We start from the raw sequence: 20,803 nt of genomic DNA, 5'->3' as shown, positions 1-20,803 counted from the left end.
ACAGTGCGGTCGGAGGATGCTGAGAAGGTGGCCGTGATCCTCCTGCCGCCACGGGTGCTGGCGCTGGACCTCAGCATCGCCGAGCACGTGCTGAACGCCCATCCCGGATACCGCGTGCTCGTCCGCGGAGATCGGGGTTCCGGCGCGACCGCCGGAGCGGCGCACTCCCTCGCGGACGTGGAGTGCGCGGACGTCGTCGTGGTCCCGAGCTACGAGCACCCGCACCTCCCCGTCCCGGACGACCACCTGGAGGCGTTGCGCGCGGCCGCCGACCGCGGTGCCCGGATCGTCGCGGCCTGCACGGGCGCGTTCGCGCTCGCGGCGAGCGGAGTGCTGGACGGGAAGAGCGCGACGATGCACTGGCGGCACACCGACGAGTTCCGCGCGGCGTACCCCGCGGTCGACGTCGTGGACAACCGGGTGTTCGTCGAGGACGGAGCGGTGCTGACGTCCGCGGGGTCGGGCGCGTTCATCGACGCCCTCCTGCACGTGATCCGGGCCGACTTCGGCGCCGCGGCCGCCGACGAGGTGGCGAAGGACGTCGTCTCCTCCCCCGCCCGCGGTTCGGCCGAGCCGCAGTACGTGGACGTCGTCGTCCCGCCCCGCGCCAGCCTGCGCGCGACCAGGGAGTGGGTGGTGGACAACCTCGGGTCGGCGATCACCGTGCAGCGCATGGCGGACCGGAGCACGCTCCCGCGGCGGACGTTCGTCCGCCACTTCGAGCGGGAGACGGGGATGCCCCCGATGCGCTGGGTCGTCCTCCAGCGGGTCCTCGCCGCGCGCCGGCTCCTGGAGACCTCCGACTGGTCCGTCGAGCGGATCGCCGGGGCGACGGGGTTCGGCACCTCCGCGAACTTCCGGAGCCTCTTCCGCCGTGAGGTGGGCACGACCCCGTCCGCCTACCGGAAGGCGCACGTCCGACGGTGACCTCGTGACCGACCTGCCGCTGCGCGACGCCTCCGGCGACGTCCTGCTGGACGTCCGGTTCGCCGCCGAGTCCGAGGTGGCGGCCCTGGCCGAGCGCGTCCCCGTGCCGCTGTCGCTGGTCGTCGTCGTGCTGGGAGACCCCGTGCTCGGCGACGCCGTGCTGCTGGTGTTCGACCGGCACCGGCGGCGCTGGGAGCTGCCCGGCGGCACGCGCGAGGCCGGGGAGACGCCCCGCGCCGCGGCCGTGCGGGAACTGGCCGAGGAGACGGGAATCCGGACCACCGACCTCGACTTCGCCGCGATCGTCGAGTTCGACCTGCGGCAGCCCTCCCGCCACGAGGGCGCGGCGGTCTACCGGACCGACCTGCGGGCGGTGCCGCGACTGCTCGGCGACGACGAGATCGGCGGCTTCCGGTGGTGGGACCCGCGCGTTGCGCACGGCGACGACGTGCACCCGTTCGACGCGGAGATCGCCCGGCGCGTCGTGTCCCACCGGGGCTGATGAGACGCTGCCGGAACCGGCCGAGATCACCACGTTCGGTCGTCGCACGGTTACAGTCGGATGCTTCCGACCCCGCGGGAGGATCGACGATGATCAGCAGAGTTCGAGGGGCCGCGGTCGCCGTCTGCGCGGCTCTGGCGCTCAGCACGGGAGCCGCCGCGGTCGTGCGCGCCGAGACGCCGCCGGTTCCCGACGCCGGGATCGCGGCCGAGGACTGGGTGGGCACCTGGGGCGCGGCGGCGGCGGGGCCCGTGCCCGGCACCGAGAACGGCTACCCGGACCGCTCCATCCGCAACGTCGTCCACAGCAGCGTCGGCGGGACGTCGGCCCGCGTGCGGCTGTCCAACGTCTTCGGCACCGGCCCGCTGCTGGTCGGCCGCGCCTCGATCGCCGTCGCGGCCGGGAGCGGCACCGCCGACGCCGTGCCGGGCACCGTGCGCGAGCTGACCTTCGGCGGACGCGCGTCGGTGACGATCCCCGCCGGGGCCGAGGTGCAGAGCGACGCGGCGGCGCTGGCGGTTCCCGCCGACGCGGACCTGCTGGTCACGACGTACACGCCCACGCCGTCCGGGCCGGTCACGTTCCACCCTGCGGCGAGCCAGACCTCCTTCTACGCCACCGGCGGCGACCACGCGATGGACACCGCGGGCACGGCCTACGACCAGCGCACCTCGGTGTGGCACTACGTCACGGAGGTCGCCGTGCGCGGCTCGCGGGCGACCGGCACGGTGGTGACGCTCGGCGACTCCATCACCGACGGCGTGGGGTCCACGGCGGGCACGAACCAGCGGTGGCCCGACCTGCTGGCCGACCGGATGAAGCGGGCCCCGAACAGGCTCCGCCACGGTGTCGTCAACGCCGGGATCAGCGCGAACCGGCTGCTGCTCGGAGGTCCCGGCTACGCCGGGCGCAACGCGCTGGCCCGGCTGGACGACGACGTGCTGACCGCGACCGGCGTGCGCACGGTCGTCGTCCTGGAGGGCATCAACGACATCCAGCAGGACCCGCACCAGACCGATCCCGAGCAGATCGTCGCGGCGTACCGGCAGATCGTGGCGCGGGCGCACGCGCAGGGCGTCCGCGTGCTGGGCGGCACGATCACGCCGTTCAAGGGCTGGCGCGTCTACGACGAGACGCTGGAGGCGACCCGCCTGGCGGTCAACGAGGCCATCCGCACCGGTGGGGTGTTCGACGGGGTGGTGGACTTCGACGCGGCGATCCGCGACCCGCGGGACCCGCTCGTGATGCGGGCCGAGTACGACTCCGGTGACCACCTGCACCCCGGTGACGCGGGCTTCCGGGCGATGGCCGACGCCGTGGACCTCGCGCTGCTGCGGTAGGACGCGACCGCGTCCCTCCCACCCACCCAGTGTCGGACCGTTGGCCAAAGACCGGTGGCCCGTGGCCACTTCGGGCGCAATACCCGCTCGAAGGACGGGGAAGGCGGTCGACCGCCACTAGCGTGCCGTCATGCACCTGCGTCGCGACTCCACGGCACGCACCCGGCAGCTCGGCGACGAACTGCGGGCCAAGCGCCAGGCCGCCGAGCTGAGGGGAACGGAACTGGCCGCCCGGCTGAACTGGTCGCCCGCGAAGATCCACAAGCTGGAGAGCGGCGAGCGCGGCACGTCCGACGTCGACGTGGCCCTGTTCCTCACCCACTGCGGCGTGACGGGCGCGGAGCTGGACCGGCTGCTGACGCTGAACCGGGAGACCGGCCGCGCCGCCTGGCTCCAGCTGGAGGGTGCGGAGCAGGTCAGGCGAACTCGCACCCTGGCGGCGGAAGAGGCTCGCGCCACGACCATCACCGCCTACCACTGCCTGCTGATTCCAGGACTCCTGCAATCGCGCGCCTACGTCGAGCACATCGGCAACGGCCCTCCCGACAGTCGTCTCCGCAGGCAGGACGTGCTGTACCGCCCCGATCGTCCTGACGCCTCCTTCTTCATCGACGAACAGGTCCTGCGTCGTCCCATCGGTGGATCGCAGATCATGCACGACCAGCTCATGCACCTGCTGTTCGTTCCAGCGGAGGTCCGGATCGTGCCTGTGGGCCACCAGACGAACGGCGGCATCGAATTCGGCAACTTCGTACTCCTGGACGACGCGGACGGTCGTTCAGTCGTCTACCTGGAGTCGAAGGTGGCGAACGTCTTCCTCGAAGAACCCGGACACGTGGCTCTCTACCGGGAGACCGCCCACGAGCTGTCCGAGATCGCGCTCGATGCGGGACAATCCAGGGCGTTCCTGACCCGCCTGGCTGACGAGTACGGGGTGCCACATGACCGAGCTGACCTGGCGCAAGAGCAGCCGTAGCGGCAGCGACGTCGACAACACCGACTGCGTGGAGGTGGCCCTCGGCGAGACCACCGCGCGCGTGCGCGACTCCAAGCACCCGCACGCGGTTCTCGCCTTCTCCCCCGCCACCTGGCGGGAGTTCCTGGCCCGGTTGCGCTGAGGTCTCAGCAGACCGGCTGCGACGTCTCCGGCGCCGAGGACGAACCGGCCAGCGGCGGTTCTGCTGCCGTCGCCTCGTCGTGCGCCCGGTCCCTCAGGACGGTCGCCCGACCCTGGCGACGAGTTCGTTCACCGCCACCAGGTCGAGGAACGCGAACACCTCGACCACCCGCGAGCCGCGGAACCTCATGATCCAGCAGTAGTTGTTGTGGTAGGCGACGCCGTCGAGAGCGACCGCGTCCGCGTCGAACATCGCGACGACCGTGTCCCGGTCGGCCCACAGGCGCAGCGGCGTCATGTGCAGGGACGTCCTCAGCCGGGTCAGGACCGGCGCGGCGCCCTCGTCCAGGAACTGCTCCTTCCCGTGGTAGGTCCTGCCGTTGACGATCGTCCACACGACGTCGTCGGCGAGGATCTCGTAGAAGCTCCCCCCGCTGTTCTGCCGCGCGAACGCGCGGCGCACCGCCGCCGTGTTCCTCCGCGTGTCCTGCTGATCCCCGCCACCCCCGTCGGCGAGAGCGGCGGGTGCGAGCGCCAGGCCGCTCGCGATCGACACGGCGGCGATGAATCCGCGCCTGTTCCGAGCATCCACGTTCGACTCCTCACGTCGGTCCCCGGATTTCATCGTGGCCGGACACGGGGACGCGGAGGGAGGCTCTGGCACACCCGGGAGCGGCACACACCCGCCGGGGGGGGTGCCGGGCTCCCCGTCGTCGAACCCGTCGTCCAGCGGGGACACCGCGCACGGCCAGCGCCGTGATCAGCTCCGGATCGACGCGGGACGCATGTCGGTCCAGTTCTCCTCGACGTACGCCAGGCACGCGTCGCGGGTGTCCTCGCCGAACACGCGGGTCCAGCCCTCCGGGACGTCGACGAACGACGGCCACAGGGAGTGCTGCTGCTCGGCGTTGACGAGGACGAAGAAGCGGCCCTGCGGGTCCTCGAACGGGTTGGTCATGACTCGGTCCTCCCGGCGATCGGTGTGGTGGGGTCGGTGACGGCCAGTTCCAGCAGGTCGCGCAGGTCCGCGGCCAGGCGCTGCGCCGTCGAGCGGTCGAACAGGTCGGTGGCGTAGATCAGGTAGCAGTGCACGGGTCCCGCGCCGCGCGGTTCGTAGAAGCTGAACGTCAGGTCGGAGCGGGTGCGGCCCACGGGGACGGCGACCAGTTCGCCGTCGCCGCCCTCCAGGTCCGCCAGCCGCGCCTGCTCGTGGTGGATCACCACGACCTGCGGCGCGCTCGCCAGTCCGGCGCGGACCACCGAGTCGAACGGCAGGTCCTGGCGGTCGAACGCGCTCAGGTCGGTCTCGCGCACCCGCGCCAGCAGCTCGGCGAAGCTCGGAGCACCGGCGGTGTCGGTGCGCAGCAGGACGGTGTTGACGAAGCAGCCGACGAGGTTCGCGAGCGCCTCCTCCGTGCGACCGGCCACGAAGGTGCCGATCGGCAGGTCCGTCCCCGCGCCCTCGCGGGTCAGCAGGGCGGCGAGCGCGGCCTGCACGACCATGAACATCGACGTGCCGGTGTCGCGGGCCAGCCCGTCGATCGCGCTGTGCAGCTCGGCGGGCAGCACCAGTTCCACGAGGTCGGCGCGGTGCGTCGGCGTCTCCGGGCGCGGGCGGTCGAACGGCAGCGCCAGCTCGCGGGGCAGACCGCTCAGCGTTCGCCGCCAGTGCTCCAGCTGGCCGTCTCCGACCTCGTCGAGCACCCGCTGCGCCCACACCGCGTAGTCGGAGTAGGCGACCGGCAGCGGCTCCCACTCGGGCGCGCGTCCGGCGGCCCTGGCCTCGTAGGCGGTGTTGAGGTCGCGGAACAGCGGCACGACCGACCACTCGTCCACGCCGGTGTAGTGCATGGTCAGCAGCAGCGCGCGCTCCCCGCCGGGTGCGGTGAGCAGCCGGGCGCGCAGCGGCGGTCGTGCCGACAGGTCGGTGTCCTCCCCCGCCAGCTCCAGCAGCGCCGCGTCGAGGTCGGCGACGTCCAGCCGCTCCAGCACGGGCGCGTCCACGAGCCGCTGGTGCGGGTCGAGCACGGTGCGCAGCGGTTCGTGCCGCTCCACCACGTCGGCCAGCGCGGCGGCGAGCACGTCCGCGTCCAGGCCGGGAGAGCGCAGCGCGAGCGCGTGGTCGTGGCCGGGGTGCTCCCGCCGCAGCGCCCAGCGGTGGCGCTGCGGCGGCGACATCGGCAGCTCGGCCGGGCGCGGCACCGCGACCAGCGGCGGCCGGGCCGTGCGACCGCCGGAGAGCTGTCCGGCGAGCGCGGCCACGGTCGGCGCGTCGAACACGTCGCGCACGGACAGCTCCACGCCGAACACCGAGCGGATGCGGCCCAGCAGCCGCATCGAGGACATGGAGTGCCCGCCGAGCGCGAAGAAGTTGTCGTGCACGCCGACCCGCTCCAGGCCGAGGATCTCGGCGAAGAGCGCGGCCACGGCGTGCTGCTCGGGCGTCACCGGCAGCTCGTCGCCGGCGAGCGCCGACCAGTCGGGCTTCGGCAGCGCCGCCCGGTCGAGCTTGCCGTTGGGCGTCAGCGGCAGCGGCCCGTCGAGCAGCAGCACGGTCGCGGGGACCATGTGCTCGGGCAGCTGCTCGGCGACGTGGCTGCGCAGCACGGCCGGATCGACCTCGGAGGCCGCGACGGCGTAGCCGACGAGGCGGACGACGTCAGCAGTCCGGTCTGCCAGCACGGCGGCCTGGGTGATCGCCGGGTGCCGGGTCAGGGCCGCCTCGACCTCTCCCAGCTCGACGCGGAAGCCGCGGATCTTGACCTGCGTGTCGACCCGGCCGAGGAAGTCCAGGTTGCCGTCGGCACGCCACCGGGCGCGGTCGCCGGTGCGGTACATCCGCGAACCGGGCGGGCCGAACGGCGACGCGACGAACCGCCCGGACGTCAGGGCCGCGCGGCCGAGGTAGCCGCGCGCCAGGCCGCGGCCACCGACGTACAGCTCGCCGACGACACCGGGCGGCACCGGCCGCAGCCGGTCGTCCAGGACGTGCACGGTGGTGTTGGGGTCGGGCACACCGATCGGCACGGCGGTGTTCCAGCCGGGCCGGGCCCGCCACAGCGTGGAGTTCACCGTGGCCTCGGTGAGGCCGTAGGCGGCGAGCAGGTTCAGCCGTCCCGCCCAGCGACCGATCACGTCCGGCGGCACGGTCTCGGTGCCGACGAGGACCGTGGAGTCCTCGGGCAGCTCGCACTCCGGCGGCAGCGCCGAGACCAGCGACGGCGGCAGGATCATGTGGGTGATCCGCCGCTCGCGCAGGAAGTCCGTCAGCGCCGGGCCCGCGACGCGCACCTCGTCCGGCGCGAGCACGAGCCGTCCGCCGACGGTCAGCGCCATCGTCAGCTCGAACACCGCCACGTCGAAGCCGACGGAGGCGAACTGGAGCACGCGGCTGTCGGGCGTGAGACCCATCCGGTCGATCGCGGTGGCCGCGAGGCTGCCGATGCCCTCGTGCGGCACGACGACGCCCTTGGGTCGCCCGGTCGACCCGGACGTGTAGATGACGTAGGCGGCCGAGTCCAGCCCGGCCGGGCCCGCGTCCACGTCGGACTCGGCCAGACCCGCCAGCTCCTCGGCCACGGCGGGATCGTCCAGCAGCACGCGGGCCGCGCCGTCGACCGGCGGCACGCGCTCGTCCTCGGTCAGCGTCGTGACGACCACGCGCGCGGCGGAGTCGCCGATCATGAAGGCGATCCGGTCGCGCGGGTGGGTCAGGTCCAGCGGCAGGTACGCGGCGCCGAGCTTGAGCACCGCGAGGACCGTCGCCACCATCTCCACCGACTTCGGCACGGCGATGCCGACGACGCTCTCCCGCTCGACCCCGCGCACGGCCAGCAGCCGGGCGATCCGGTTCGCGCGGGCGTTCAGCGCCGCGTAGGACACCGAGCGGGAGCGGTCGACGACGGCGACCTCGTCCGGGCGCGCGGCCACGACGTCGGCGAACAGCGCGGGCAGCGTCTTCTCCGGCACCTCGCGCTCGGTGGCGTTGAACTCGGCGACCACGCGCTTGCGCTCGTCGTCGGCCAGCAGCTCCACGTCGCCGATCGGCGCGGCCGGGTTCGCGACCACGGCCGCGAGCAGCCACACCAGCCGCTCTCCCAGCCGGGTCGCGGTCTCGCGGTCGAACAGGTCGGTGGCGTACTCCAGGCGGCAGCTGATCCGCTCGTCGTGCTCGGTGAAGCTGAAGACGAGGTCGAACTTGGCGGTGCGGGTGTCGACGTGCTCGGGCAGCACCTCCAGCCCCGCGAGGCGCACACCGCCGCCCGTGCGGTGGTGGTGGCCGACCATCACCTGGAACAGCGGGTTGCGCGCCAGCGAGCGGATCGGGTTGATCCGCTCCACGACGGCCTCGAACGGCACGTCCTGGTGGGAGAAGGCGGCGAGCGCCGTGTCCCGCACGCGCGCCACCAGGTCGGTGAAGCTCGGGTCGCCGGACACGTCGGTGCGCAGCACGAGGGTGTTGACGAAGAACCCGACGAGGTCGTCCAGCGCCTCGTCCGTGCGACCGGCGATCGGTGCGCCCAGCGGGAGGTCGTCGCCCGCGCCGAGCCGGTGCAGCAGCGCGGCCACGGCGGCGTGCAGCACCATGAACGCGCTGGCGCCGGTGGAGCGGGTCAGCCCGCGCACCCCGGCCGCCACGCCGGGCGGCAGCTCCACCTCCACGTCCTCGCCCCGGAACGTGGGCCGGGCGGGCCTGCCGCGGTCGGTGGGCAGCTCCAGCTCCTCCGGAGCGCCCGCGAGCGCCCTCTGCCAGTGGTCGAGCTGCCGGGAGGCGAGGCTGCGCGGATCGGCCGGGTCGCCGAGCAGTTCGCGCTGCCACAGCGAGTAGTCCGCGTACTGCACGGGCAGCGGCTCCCACTCCGGGGCGGCGCCGCGGCGGCGGGCGGCGTAGGCGTCGGCCAGGTCGCGCAGGAACGGGCGGTCGGACCACTCGTCGGTGGTGATGTGGTGCAGCAGCAGGACGACGACGTGCTCCTCCGGCGCCACGCGCAGCACGGTGACCCGCAGCGGCGGCTCGGTGGCGAGGTCGAACGGGCGGCCCACGGCGTCGCGCACGAGCGCGGCGACCTGGTCGTGCTCGGCGTCGCGCACCTGCACGACGGGTGCGGCGGCGGGCACGACGCGCTGGAAGGGGACGCCCTCGCGCTCGCCGAAGACCGTGCGCAGCGCCTCGTGCCGCGCGGTCACGTCGCCGAGGGCGGCACGCCAGGCGTCCACGTCCAGCTCCCCGCGCAGCCGGAACACCAGCGGGAAGTTGTAGGCGGCGGACGTGCCCTCCATCTGCCCGATGACCCACAGGCGAGCCTGCGCGAACGACAGCGGCAGCTCGGCGGGACGCTCGGCGGCGGCGACCAGGCGCGGGCGGACCACGCCGGCGGACGCCTCGGCGCGGGCGGCCAGCCCGGCGACCGTGGGGGCCTCGAACAGGTCGCGGATGGCGAGTTCGGCCGCGAGCGCGGTCCGGGCGCGGCTGATCAGCCTGGTGGCGAGCAGGGAGTGCCCGCCCAGGTCGAAGAAGTCGTCGTCCACGCCCACGCGCGGCACGCCGAGCGCGTCGGCGAACAGCCCGCACAGCACCTCCTCGGCGGGGGTGGCCGGTTCGCGCGAGGCCGTGCCGCCGGTGATCTCCGGCGCGGGCAGGGCGGCGACGTCGAGCTTGCCGTTCACGGTCAGCGGCAGGTGGTCCACGGCCACGACCGCGGCGGGGACCATGTAGTCGGGCAACCGTCCGCGCAGCGAGTCGCGCAGCCGCGCCGGATCGGCGTCGGAGACCACGTAGCCGACCAGGCGCTTGACCCCGCCGGGGCCGGGCAGCACGACGACGGCCGCGTGGGACACGGCGGGGTGCTCGTCGAGCGCGGCGGTGATCTCCCCCAGCTCCACGCGGTGACCGCGGATCTTGACCTGGTCGTCGGTGCGGCCGAGGAAGTCGAGGTTGCCGTCCGGGCGCATCCGCACGAGGTCGCCGGTGCGGTACATCCGGTCGCCCGCCTCGCCGTACGGGTCGGCGACGAAGCGCTCGGCGGTCAGCCCGCGCCGCTCGTGGTAGCCGCGCGCCAGGCCGATCCCGGCGACGTACAGCTCGCCCGGCGCGCCGGGCGGGGTGGGGCGCAGCTGCCCGTCCAGCACGTAGGCGCGGGTGTTCCAGATGGCCCGGCCCACCGTCGGCGTCGCACTGTCCTCGGTGGACGCTCCGAGGGTGTTGATCGTGTACTCGGTGGGCCCGTAGAGGTTGTAGCCCCGCGTGCCGCCGGTCTCGCGCAGCCTGCTCCACACCGCGTCGGGCACGGCCTCGCCGCCGAGCAGCACCAGCGCGGGCACGTGCCCGTCGAGCAGGCCCTCCTCGATCAGCAGGTGCGCGTAGGTGGGGGTCACGTTGACGACGTCGATCAGGTTGGCGTCGCAGTAGGACACCAGCGCTTCGGCGTCGCGCCGCAGCTCCTCGTCGCACACGTGCACCTCGTGGCCCTCCACGAGCCACAGCAGCTCCTCCCACGACATGTCGAACGCGAACGACACGGTGTGGGCGATGCGCAGCCGCCGCCCACCGGCCGCGGCGACGGCCGGGGCGAAGATCGCCTCCTGGTGGTTGAGCTGCATGTTCGTCAGGCCCCGGTACGGGGTGACGACGCCCTTGGGGCGGCCGGTGGAGCCGGAGGTGTAGATGACGTAGGCCGGGTGCTCCGCGCGGCCGGGCACGGTGCGCGCGAACAGCGGGCGCTCGTCGTCGGTGATCTCCCCGCCCGGCAGCGCGGCCAGCTCGGCGAGCGTCGCCGGGTCGTCCGCGCACAGCGCGTCGGCGGTGAACGACGGTGCGACCGCGGTGGTCGTCACCAGGCACAGCGGCGCGGTGTCGTCGATCATCAGCTGCAACCGGTCCACCGGGTGGTCCAGGTCCAGCGGCAGGTAGGCGGCTCCGGTGCGCAGCACGGCGAACAGCGCCACGACCATCTCGATCGAGCGGGGCAGCGCGAGCGCCACCACCCGCTCCGGCTCCGCGCCGCGCGCCAGCAGCAGCCGCGCGAGCCGGTTGATCCGCTCGTCCAGCTCGGCGTGGGTGAGCCGCTGCTCGCCGAACACCAGGGCGGTCCGCTCCGGCGTGCGGGCCGCCTGAGCGGCGAGCAGGTCGGCGATCGTGTCCGGCACGACGGGGTTGCGGCTGGCGTCCCACTCGGCCTCGACGCGGGCGCGCTCGGCGGCGGGCAGCAGGTCGAGCGCGCCGACGGGGGCGTCCGGGTCGGCGATCAGCGCCTCCAGCGCCGTGGTGAAGCGCGCCAGCACGGTGGCCGCCGCGGCGGCGTCGAAGCAGTCCGGCCGGGCGGCGAGCGTCACCCGCAACCGCGAGCCGGGCGTGACGATCAGCGTCAGCGGGAAGTGCGTTCCGTCCACGTTGGACAGGGCGGCCACGCCGTGCCGGGCGCGGAACCGCGCGAGCCGGTCCTCGCCGTCCGCGCCGCGCAGCACGAACAGCGTGTCGAAGAGCTGGCGGTGCCCGGTCGCGCGCTGGAGCTCGCCGAGACCCGCGTACTCGTGCGGGATGAGCGCGGCGCGCTCGGCCTGCGCGCGCCGCAGCAGCTCCAGCACCGGTTCGCGCGGGTCGAGGGTCACCCTGGTGGGCACGGTGTTGAGGAACATGCCGATGACGTCCTCGACGCCGGGGATCTCGGTGGGACGCCCGGCGACGGCGGTGCCGAACACGACGTCCGAGCGCCCGGTGAGGCCGGAGAGCACCATCGCCCAGGCGGCGTTGAGCACGGTGTTGAGGGTGAGGCCGCGGCGGCGGGCGGTGTCGCGCAGCCGGTCGGTCTGCTCCCGGCTCAGCAGCACGTCGTGGTCCTCGGGGATGACCGGTTCGCGCGACCGGCCGGCCGGTGCGACGAGCGTCGGCTCCTCCAGCCCGGCCAGGGCCGTGCGCCAGGCGTCCAGTGCGGCGGCCGAGTCCTGCCGGTCGATCCAGCGCAGGTAGTCGCGGTAGGAGCCGGGGGCGCGCAGCGCGGAGTCGTCGCCACCGCTGGCGTACAGCTCGAACAGCTGCTCCAGGAACAGCCACGCCGACCAGCCGTCCCACAGCACGAGGTGGTGGGTCACCACCAGCCGGTCGGTGTCGCCGAGCCGGATCAGCAGCAGGCGCAGCAGTGGCGGCGCGGCCAGGTCGAAGCGCTGGTCGCGGTCCTCCGCGAGCAGGTCGGCCACGCGCTCGTCCCGCTCGCGGGGCGCGAGGGCGGACAGGTCGACCTCGCGCAGCGGCACCTCGGGCGCGGCCACGACGAACTGCACCGGCTGCGGCAGGCCCTCGCTGGTGAACCCGGCGCGCAGGCCGGGGTTGCGGGCCAGCAGGGCGCGGGCCGCCACGCGCAGCCGCTCGGCGTCCAGCCGGCGGGTGAGGTCCACGGTCTCCTGCGACAGGTAGACGTCGAGCGCGGAGTCGTCGTAGCTGGCGTGGAAGTACAGGCCCTCCTGCAACGGCGAGAGCGGCCACACGTCCTGCACGGGCGCCCCGGCGAGCCGCTCGATCCGGTCGAGGTGCTCCTGCTCCAGCCGGACGGCCGTGCGGTCGAACCGGGTCGGGTCGGCCGGGGTGAGCCCTCGCGCGGCGCGGCCGGACAGGGCGCGCACGGCGTCGGCGAACCGCTCGGCGAGGTCGGCCGGGCCGTGCCAGCGCACGTGGTCGGCGCGCAGGTCGACACGCACCGGGTGCGGACCGGTCACGTGGGAGCCGAGCAGCACGCGCGGCGTGGCGAGCTGGGCGAACAGCGGCGCGGCCTGCGGGTCGAGGTGGCGCAGCAGGCCGTGGCCCACCCCGCCGTCCGGGGCCGAGGTCAGGGCCTCGTGGGCGGTCGTGATCGGATCTCCCGCGCCGAGCCGCACGGGCTGGAGCACGGCGAGGGGACCGACGGTCCTGGCCAGGTCGGCGCTGTCGCGGCCGGAGCGCTGCACGTCCACCAGCACGTCGGCGTCCACGGCGGTCCGCAGCGCGGCCAGCGCGGTCTCGGTGTCCACGTCCGGCAGGTCGAGCCGCAGGTCCACCGGGTCGCCGTCCAGCGCGGGGTCCGCTCCGGGAGCGAGGACGGCCGCCCACGTCTCCAGCTCCGCCAGGCGCGTCCGGGCCTGGTCGGCGAGCCCGTGGGCGGCGGTCCGCAGGGAGGTCGGGACCGGCGGCAGTGGCGCGCCGGCCAGCGCGGTCGCGAAGTCCTCCAGCAGGACCTTCCAGGACCACGGGTCCACCGCGAGGTCGGAGGCGACGAGCCGGACGAGGCCGGGCTCCACGACGGCGGCGAACACCGCTCCGGTCTCCGGGTCGAGCGTCACCTCTCCCCCGGCACGCACCTCGGGGACGACCGCGCCCACCGGCAGCACCTCCGTCGACCACAGGACCGACGCGACGCGGGTCAGCCGCAGCCGCAGCGCGCCGTGGTGGTCGGCCAGCGCCCGGACCGCCCGCGTCACCGCGTCGAGGTCGGCGTCGGTCTCGACCACGCGGGAACTCGTCCCCGGACCGCCGCGCTCGCGCAGCCGGTGCACGGCGGGGGTCAGCGGCAGGTCGCCCACCCCGTCCTGGTCGGACACCCCGTCCTGGTCGGACACCCCGTCCTGGTCGGACACCGTGTTCTGGTCGGACACCGTGTTCTGGTCCGACACCGTGTTCTGGTCCGACACCGCGACGAGCGCGGCGAGCGCGGCGGGAGTGCGGTGGGTGAAGACGTCGCGCGGGCCGACGTCCAGCCCGGCCGCGCGGGCGCGGCTGGACACGGCGATGGAGGACAGGCTGTCACCGCCCAGCACGAAGAAGTCGTCGTGCGCGCCGACGCCCGGCAGGCCCAGCACGTCGGCGACGATGCCGCACAGCACCCGCTCGGCGTCCCCGGCGGGTTCGACCGGCGCGGTGGCGGCGGGGGCGGGGGCGGGCAGCGCCGCCACGTCGAGCTTGCCGCTGGGGCTGAGCGGGAACTCCGCCAGCGCGACGAACGCGCTGGGCACCACGGCGGCGGGCAGCACGTCCGCCACCCCGGCGCGCACGGCGTCGACGTCCACCGACGACGGCAGCAGGTAGGCCACGAGCCGCCCGTCGCGGGCGACGACGGCGGCGCGGTCGACGCCGGGCTGCGCGGTCAGCGCGGCCTCGACCTCGCCGAGTTCGACGCGGTTGCCGCGGACCTTGACCTGCCGGTCGGTGCGGCCGAGGTACTCCACCACGCCGTCCTCGCGCCGCCGCACGAGGTCGCCGGTGCGGTACATCCGCTCGCCCGGTGCCCCGAAGGGATCGGCGACGAAGCGCTCCGCCGTCAGGGCCGGGCGGTGCAGGTAGCCGCGGGCGAGCTGCACCCCCGACAGGTACAGCTCGCCCGCGACACCGGTGGCGACGGGCCGCAGCGCGTCGTCCAGCACGTGCAGGCGGGTGTTCCAGACCGGCCGCCCGATCGGGACGGCGGCCTCGTCACCGCCCTCGAACGAGAACCGGGTCACGTCGACCGCGGCCTCGGTGGGGCCGTAGAGGTTGTGCAGCGGCACACCGGTCAGCTCGCGCCAGCGGGCCGCGACGGCGCCGGTCAGCGCCTCGCCGCTGCTGAACGCGCGGCGCAGGCTCCCCGCCCAGCCCCGGTCTCCCGCGACCTCGGGGACGGACAGGAACGCCGCGAGCATCGACGGCACGAAGTGCAGGGTGGTGACGCCGCAGCGCCGCACCAGGTCGGCCAGGTACGCGGGGTCGTGGTGGCCGTCGGGCTTCGCGACGACGACGGCCGCGCCCCGGCACAGCGGCCAGAAGAACTCCCACACCGACACGTCGAAGCTCGACGGCGTCTTCTGGAGCACGCGGTCGGAGGCGTCGAGCGGGAAGGCGTCCTGCATCCACGCCAGCCGGTTGACGATCGCGCGGTGGTCGACCAGCACGCCCTTGGGACGGCCGGTGGAGCCGGAGGTGTAGATCAGGTAGGCGGCGTCGTCCGGGCGCACGTCCCGCGCCGGCACGTCGGCCACCTGCTCGGCGTCCTCGACGTGCAGCCGCTCCAGGCCGTCGACCCGCGGCAGCACGACGTGCGCCGCCGTGACCACGACGCGCGCGGCGGAGTCGGTGAGCAGGAACTCCACCCGCTCGGCGGGCAGGCCGGTGTCGATCGGGAGGTGGGCGGCCCCGGCGCGCTGCACGGCGTGCAGCGCGATCACCAGGTCGGCCGAGCGGGGCAGGGCCACGGCGACGACCACGTCCGGCCCGGCGCCGCGCGCCCGCAGCCGGGCGGCGAGCGCCGCCACGCGCGCGTCGGTCTCGGCGTAGGTCAGCTCGGTGCCCTCGAACAGGATCGCGGGAGCGTCGGGCGTGCGGGCGACCTGCTCGGCGAACAACCGGGGCAGCGTCGTCGCGGCGACCGGGTGGGCGGTGGCGTTGGCGTCGGCCTCCTGGTCGCGCTCGGCGTCGGTGCGCACGTCCAGGGCGGCCACGGGCGTGTCCGGATCGGCGACGATCGCGCTCAGCAGCCGCTCGAAGCGCTGCGCCACGAGTCGCACCGCGGCCGGGCCGATCCGGGCGGCGTCGTGCTTGAAGCGCAGTTCGAGCCGGTCACCGGGCAGGACGACGAGCGCCAGCGGGTAGTGCACGGCGTCGCGGACCTCGCTGGAGACGACCTCGAACGCGCCCGCGACCTCACCGGTCGCCGGGAAGTTCTCGACCACGACGAGCGTGTCGAACAGGTCGCCGTGGCCGACGGCGCGCTGCACGTCGGCCAGGCCCACGTGCTGGTGCTCCAGCAGTTCCGACCGGTCGTGCTGGAGCTGCCGGAACACCTCGGCGGCGGGCGTTCCCGGCCGCCAGGTCGTCCGCACGGGCAGCGTGTTGACGAACAGGCCCACGGCGTCGCCGATGCCGTCGACCTCGTGCGGCCGTCCGGAGGAGGTGCTGCCGAACACGACGTCGGCGCGGCCGGTGAGCGCGCCGAGCAGCAGGCCCCACGCGCCGTGCAGCACGGTGCCGGTGGTGAGACCGCGCTCCCGCGCGCACCGGGCGAGCCCGGCGGTGAGCTCCTCGGACAACCGCACGCGGAGCTGTTCGGGCCGTGCCGGAGCCGGCGGGGCGTCCACGAGCCGGGTCGGACCGTCCACACCGGACAGCGCGGTGCGCCACGCGGTGAGCGCGGTGTCGCGGTGGCGACCGGCGAGCCAGGAGAAGTAGGCGCGGTGGGTCGTGCTCTCCTCGCCCCCGGCGCCGGAGAGCAGTTCGCGCAGCAGCACGGCGATCGACCAGCCGTCCACGACGACGTGGTGCACGGTGAGCAGCAGGCGGAACCTCGTGCCGTCCAGGCGCAGCAGCACGCAGCGCAGCAGCGGCGGGCGGCCGAGGTCGAAGCCCCGCGCCCGCTCGCGCTCGGCGATCTCGGCGGTGCGGGCGTCCTGCGCGGCGGCGTCGAGCCCGCTCAGGTCCACGTCCTGCCACGGCAGCTCCACCCGGTCGGCGACGAGCTGCACGACCCGGTTGTCCGCGCGCTGGCGGAACGCGGCGCGCAGCAGCGGGTGCCGGTCCAGCAGCGACTGCCACGACGCGCGCAGCCCGGCCGGATCGATCCGGCCGGCCAGCTCCAGGGTCTCCTGCACGACGTAGGTGTCGTCCTCGTCGAAGGCGGCGTGGAAGAAGAGGCCCTCCTGCAACGGCGACACCGGGAGCACGTCGGCGAGGCCCGGCAGCTCCGCGCGGAACCCGGCCAGCTCGGCGTCGTCCAGCTCCACCAGGGAGAACGGCTCGACGACGGCGGGAGGGTGCGCCGCGGCAGAGGCCGCAGAAGCGGCAGAGGCAGCAGTGGCGGCAGAGGCCAGCGCGGCCACCGTGCGCAGCCGGAAGACGTCGCGGGGACTGATGTCGAGCCCGGCGCGGCGGGCGCGGGTGACCAGCCCCATCGCGACGATGCTGTCCCCGCCCAGCTCGAAGAACCCGTCGTGCACCCCGACCCGCTCCAGGCCGAGGACCTCGGCGACCAGTTCGGCGAGCACGCGCTCGGCCTCGGTGGTCGGCGGGGCGTCACCGCTCACCGCGGTCCAGTCGGGGTCGGGCAGCGCGGCGCGGTCGAGCTTCCCGTTGGGGGTCAGCGGCAGCGGAGCGTCGTGCACGACGACCGCCGTGGGCACCATGTGCTCCGGCAGGCTCCTCGCCGCGTGGGCGCGGACCGCGGCGGTGTCGACGTCGCCGACGACGTGCGCGACGAGGCGCGCGACCCTCCGGTGATCGGCGCGCACCAGGACGGCGGCCTGCGAGATCGCCTCGTGGGCCATGAGGACGCTCTCGACCTCGCCCGGTTCGATGCGGAAGCCGCGGATCTTGACCTGGCCGTCGGACCGGCCGAGGAAGTCCAGGTTCCCGTCGCGGCGCCAGCGCGCCCGGTCGCCGGTGCGGTACATGCGGCTGCCGGGGGTGCCGAACGGGTCGGCGACGAAGCGCTCGGCGGTCAGCGCGTGCCGGCCGAGGTACCCGCGCGCCAGGCCGCGGCCCGCGACGTACAGCTCGCCCTCCACGCCCACGGGCACCGGGCGCAGCGCGGAGTCCAGCACGTAGCAGCGGGTGTTGGGGTCGGGCACGCCGATCGGCACGGGCCCGGACCAGTCCGGCCGGGCGTGCCACAGCGTGGAGTTCACCGTGGCCTCGGTCAGGCCGTAGGCCGCGACGACGCGCATCCGGCGTGCCCAGCGGGCGATCAGCTCGGACGGCACGGTCTCGGTGCCCACGACGAGCACCGCGCCCCGCGGCAGGTCGCAGTCCTGCGGCAGCGCGGCGACCAGCGACGGCGGCAGGATCATGTGGGTGCCGCCGTGCTCGGCGACGTACTCGGTGAGGGCCGCGCCCGCGACGCGGCGCTCCGCCGGCACGACGATCACCCGACCGCCGACGCACAGCGACATCACGAGGTCCCACACCGCCACGTCGAAACCGGCGGACGCGAACTGCACGATCCGGCTCTGCGCGGTGACGCCGATCCGGTCGGTCGCGGTGGCGATCAGGCTGCCGATGCCCTCGTGGGTGACGACGACACCCTTGGGCGTGCCCGTGGACCCGGAGGTGTGGATGACGTAGGCGGCCTGGTGCGGTCCGATCCGGACGTCGAGGTCCGCGCCGTCGAACGGCTCGCTCTCGGCCAGCCGCACGACGTCGACCGGCGGCAGCTCGCGCGCCAGCTCGTCGTCGGAGACCACCAGGCGCGCGCGGGCGTCGGCGAGCGCGAACGCCAGGCGTTCGCGCGGGTGGCCGGTGTCCAGCGGCAGGTAGGCGGCACCGGCCTTCATCACCGCGAGCAGCGCCACGACCAGGTCCGCGGAGCGCGGCAGGGCGACGCCGACGACGTCCTCCGCCGCGACGCCGCGCGCGCGCAGCAGCCGGGCGGCCCGGTTGGCGGCGGCGTTCAGCTCGCCGTAGGTCAGCGTCCGCGACTCGCACACGACGGCGACGGCGTCCGGGGTCTGCGCGGCACGTGCCTCGAAGGCCGCGGTCCAGGTGACGTCCCGCACCGGGCGCTCCGCTCGCCCCAGGTCGAGCACGTGGGCGCGCTCGTCGGCGGTGAGCAGGTCGATCGTGCCGACGGCGTCGTCCGGTCGCCGCGCGAGGAGGTCGAACACGGCGAGGAGGCGCCGCTCGTGCGCGGCGAGCGCGTCGGCGTCGCAGCGGGCCGCGTCGGCGCGCAGCTCCACGGTCAGGCGGCCGTCCGGCTGCTCGACCACGGAGACGGCCAGGTCGTCGACCGGACCGAGGGCGAGGGCGTGCTCGGTGAGCACGTGGTCGCGGAAGCGCACGCCGTCCCCGGCGCTCAGGACGTTCACGCCGGGGCCGACGAGTTCCCGGACGCCGTCGGTCGTCCCCAGCTCGCGGGCCAGCTCCTCACCGCGGTGGCGGCTGTGCGGCAGCACCTCCCGCACGCGGCGCGCGACCTCGGCGACCAGGTCGGCCGAGGTGGTCTCCGGACGCGTCGCGACGCGCAGCGGCAGGACGTTGGCCACCATGCCGGGCACCGTCCGGGCGTCGGCGTCGAGCCGGGCGGTCACCGGCAGGCCGACGACCACCTCGGTCGCGCCCGTGACGCGGTGCAGGTAGGCGGCGACCGCGGCCACCACGACGCGGGAGAGCCGCGTGCCGCACCTCCGCGCCAGTGCGCGGTGCGGCGCCACGCGCTCCGCGCTCAGCTCGACCCGCCGCCGTTCGAGGCGGGCGGGCTGCCCGGCCGAGCGCTCGACCAGGCGCACCGGCTGGAGCCGGTCGGCGAACGCGTCGTGCCAGAAGGCGCGGTCGGCGGCGAACCGCTCCGAGGCCCGGTACTCCCGGTCGCCGTCGACCAGCGCGGACAGCGGCCAGTGCACCGGCTCGGTGGACCCCGAGTACAGCTCGCCGACGCGCCGGGTGACGAGGGCGCTGCCCCTGCCGTCCAGCACGAGGTGGTGGTAGCGCCGGAACCACAGCACGCGATCCGGGGCCACGCGCAGCACCGCCTGGTGGAAGAGCGGATCGCGGGCGAGGTCGACGACCCGCCCGAGGTCCGCCCGCATCCACTCCTGCGCGGCGGCGTCCGGGTCGGACTCCGCCGAGAGGTCGAGCACGGTCACCGGCGCGGACACCGGAACCCGTCGCTGGAAGGGCGTTCCGTCGTGCTCGCCGAAGCGGACGTGCAGGCACTCCGCCTCGGCGACGGCACGGCGGATCGCGGGAAGCAGCGCGCCGAGGTCGACGTCGCCGCGGATCTCCAGGCACCAGCCGACGTTGTAGACCGGGTTGTCCGGCTCGATCCGCTGAGCGAGCCAGACACCGCTCTGCGCTCCGGTCAGCGGCAGCACACCATCACCACGGGACATCTCCACGAACACCTTTCAAGCCGTTGTGCGGGTGCTCCGCGGTCACTTGGTCTTCGCCGCGATCAGCGGCACCGCCTGGTCGATGGCGTAGGGGACGCTCAGCACGGTGTTGAAGGAGATCGCCGCGCCGATCGGCGGGGTCGAGTAGCTCAGGAAGACGTCGCGGCCCTCCTGGACGACCTTCAGCTTCTGGTAGAGCTGCTCGTTCTTGATGCGGTCCTCGGACCCCTGGTCGGAGGTGACCCACACCAGCTTGTCCGCGTCGAGCACCTCCAGCTTCTCCGCGCCGAACTCGACCACGTTGGACTGCGGGTCCACCAGGGCCTCGATCGCGTCGGGCAGGGTGAAGCCCAGCTCGCTCAGGAAGACCATCTTCGGGTCCTGCGGCTGGAACACCGAGTAGACGCCGGGCTTGAAGCTGTCGGCGACGACTCCCGTCTGCCGCGCCCACTCGGGGTGCTCGGCGCGGACCGCGGCGAACTTCGCGTCGATGTCGGAGATCAGCTCCTCCGCCTCGGCCGACTTGCCCAGTGCCGTGCCGATGCGCTCGGTCTGGTTCTGCCACGGAGCGCCGTAGAGCGGGTACTCCTTCGGCTGCGCCACCACGGGGGCGAGCTGCGACAGCGTGTCGTACTGCTCGCGGTTCATGCCGGAGTACTGGGCGATGATCAGGTCGGGCGCGAGGGCGGCGATCTTCTCCGCGTTGTACTCGTCGCGCTCGCCGACGATCTCGGGCCGCGTGTCGCCCCACAGCGGCTGCTGCCACGGGAACGAGCCGAAGGGGCGCTCCTTGAACCAGTCCACGACGCCGACCGGCTTGACGCCGAGCGCGAGGACGGCCTCGTGGTCGGACAGGCCGAGCGTGACGACCCTCTTCGGCTCGGCGGGGATCTCCGTCGTGCCGTGGACGTGCTCGACGGTCACCGGGAACGCGCCCGGCGCGGGTGCCGGAGCGTCGCTCGGCGCGGGGTCGCCGCTGCCGCCACCGCACGCGGCCAGCGCCAGCGCGGCCACCGCGGTGATCGCGGCGAGCCGCGCCCCTCTGGACGATCTGGACATCTCCATCCCCTTCACGAGCCGTGAGTTGTGTTCGTGCGACCGGAT

The 20,803-nt window shown here is 74.5% G+C and carries 9 protein-coding genes; 5 read left to right on the top strand and 4 right to left on the bottom strand.

Annotation, left to right across the window (positions count from 1 at the left end; all coding sequences use genetic code 11):
- The first annotated feature begins 27 nt into the window (after window positions 1–27).
- The 5 genes from IMZ35_RS16420 (at window position 28) to IMZ35_RS16400 (ending at window position 3,887) form a co-directional block, all read left to right on the top strand.
- A complete protein-coding gene (locus tag IMZ35_RS16420) occupies window positions 28–927 on the top strand; it encodes a GlxA family transcriptional regulator (RefSeq protein WP_199441970.1) in 900 nt (299 codons plus the stop codon).
- A 4-nt stretch (window positions 928–931) separates the two neighbouring features.
- The gene (locus IMZ35_RS16415) at window positions 932–1,429 is read left to right on the top strand and encodes an NUDIX domain-containing protein (RefSeq protein ID WP_199441969.1); all 498 of its coding nucleotides are present in this window, start codon (window positions 932–934) and stop codon (window positions 1,427–1,429) included.
- Between the two features lie 89 nt (window positions 1,430–1,518).
- Entirely contained in the window at window positions 1,519–2,769 is a 1,251-nt protein-coding gene (locus IMZ35_RS16410; RefSeq protein WP_199441968.1) for an SGNH/GDSL hydrolase family protein, read from the top strand.
- A 130-nt stretch (window positions 2,770–2,899) separates the two neighbouring features.
- The gene (locus tag IMZ35_RS16405) at window positions 2,900–3,745 is read left to right on the top strand and encodes a helix-turn-helix domain-containing protein (protein WP_199441967.1); all 846 of its coding nucleotides are present in this window, start codon (window positions 2,900–2,902) and stop codon (window positions 3,743–3,745) included.
- On the top strand, window positions 3,711–3,887 hold the full coding sequence (locus IMZ35_RS16400) for a DUF397 domain-containing protein (RefSeq protein WP_199441966.1): 177 nt from the start codon (window positions 3,711–3,713) through the stop codon (window positions 3,885–3,887). Before IMZ35_RS16405 ends, IMZ35_RS16400 begins: the two co-directional genes overlap by 35 nt.
- 93 nt (window positions 3,888–3,980) lie before the next feature.
- On the opposite strand, the gene IMZ35_RS16395 is transcribed toward IMZ35_RS16400, so the two are convergent.
- The 4 genes from IMZ35_RS16395 to IMZ35_RS16380 all read right to left on the bottom strand — a co-directional run bounded on the left by IMZ35_RS16395 (window position 3,981) and on the right by IMZ35_RS16380 (window position 20,758).
- On the bottom strand, window positions 3,981–4,478 hold the full coding sequence (locus IMZ35_RS16395; protein WP_199441965.1) for a nuclear transport factor 2 family protein: 498 nt from the start codon (window positions 4,476–4,478) through the stop codon (window positions 3,981–3,983).
- A 168-nt stretch (window positions 4,479–4,646) separates the two neighbouring features.
- Entirely contained in the window at window positions 4,647–4,844 is a 198-nt protein-coding gene (locus tag IMZ35_RS16390; protein ID WP_199441964.1) for an MbtH family protein, read from the bottom strand.
- Window positions 4,841–19,699 carry a non-ribosomal peptide synthetase gene (locus IMZ35_RS16385; protein ID WP_199441963.1) on the bottom strand — a complete coding sequence of 4,953 codons (14,859 nt, stop codon included), beginning with the start codon at window positions 19,697–19,699 and terminating at the stop codon, window positions 4,841–4,843. The genes IMZ35_RS16390 and IMZ35_RS16385 overlap by 4 nt, the downstream gene beginning before the upstream one ends.
- Before the next feature lie 42 nt (window positions 19,700–19,741).
- Complete coding sequence (locus tag IMZ35_RS16380; protein WP_199441962.1) at window positions 19,742–20,758, bottom strand: iron-siderophore ABC transporter substrate-binding protein; 1,017 nt, start codon at window positions 20,756–20,758, stop codon at window positions 19,742–19,744.
- Between the last annotated feature and the right edge of the window lie 45 nt (window positions 20,759–20,803).

Source organism: Umezawaea beigongshangensis (assembly GCF_016464305.1).
GTDB classification, from domain to species: Bacteria; Actinomycetota; Actinomycetes; order Mycobacteriales; family Pseudonocardiaceae; genus Umezawaea_A; species Umezawaea_A beigongshangensis.
Note: the sequence above shows the minus strand (reverse complement) of the source record. Positions and strands in the feature narration are given on the sequence as shown.

Coding starts and splice junctions, on each gene's coding strand:
- IMZ35_RS16385 (WP_199441963.1), bottom strand. CDS start 19,699: ATGTCCCGTGGTGATGGTGTGCTGCCGCTGACCGGAGCGCAGAGCGGT.
- IMZ35_RS16410 (WP_199441968.1), top strand. CDS start 1,519: ATGATCAGCAGAGTTCGAGGGGCCGCGGTCGCCGTCTGCGCGGCTCTG.
- IMZ35_RS16380 (WP_199441962.1), bottom strand. CDS start 20,758: ATGTCCAGATCGTCCAGAGGGGCGCGGCTCGCCGCGATCACCGCGGTG.
- IMZ35_RS16400 (WP_199441966.1), top strand. CDS start 3,711: ATGACCGAGCTGACCTGGCGCAAGAGCAGCCGTAGCGGCAGCGACGTC.
- IMZ35_RS16390 (WP_199441964.1), bottom strand. CDS start 4,844: ATGACCAACCCGTTCGAGGACCCGCAGGGCCGCTTCTTCGTCCTCGTC.
- IMZ35_RS16405 (WP_199441967.1), top strand. CDS start 2,900: ATGCACCTGCGTCGCGACTCCACGGCACGCACCCGGCAGCTCGGCGAC.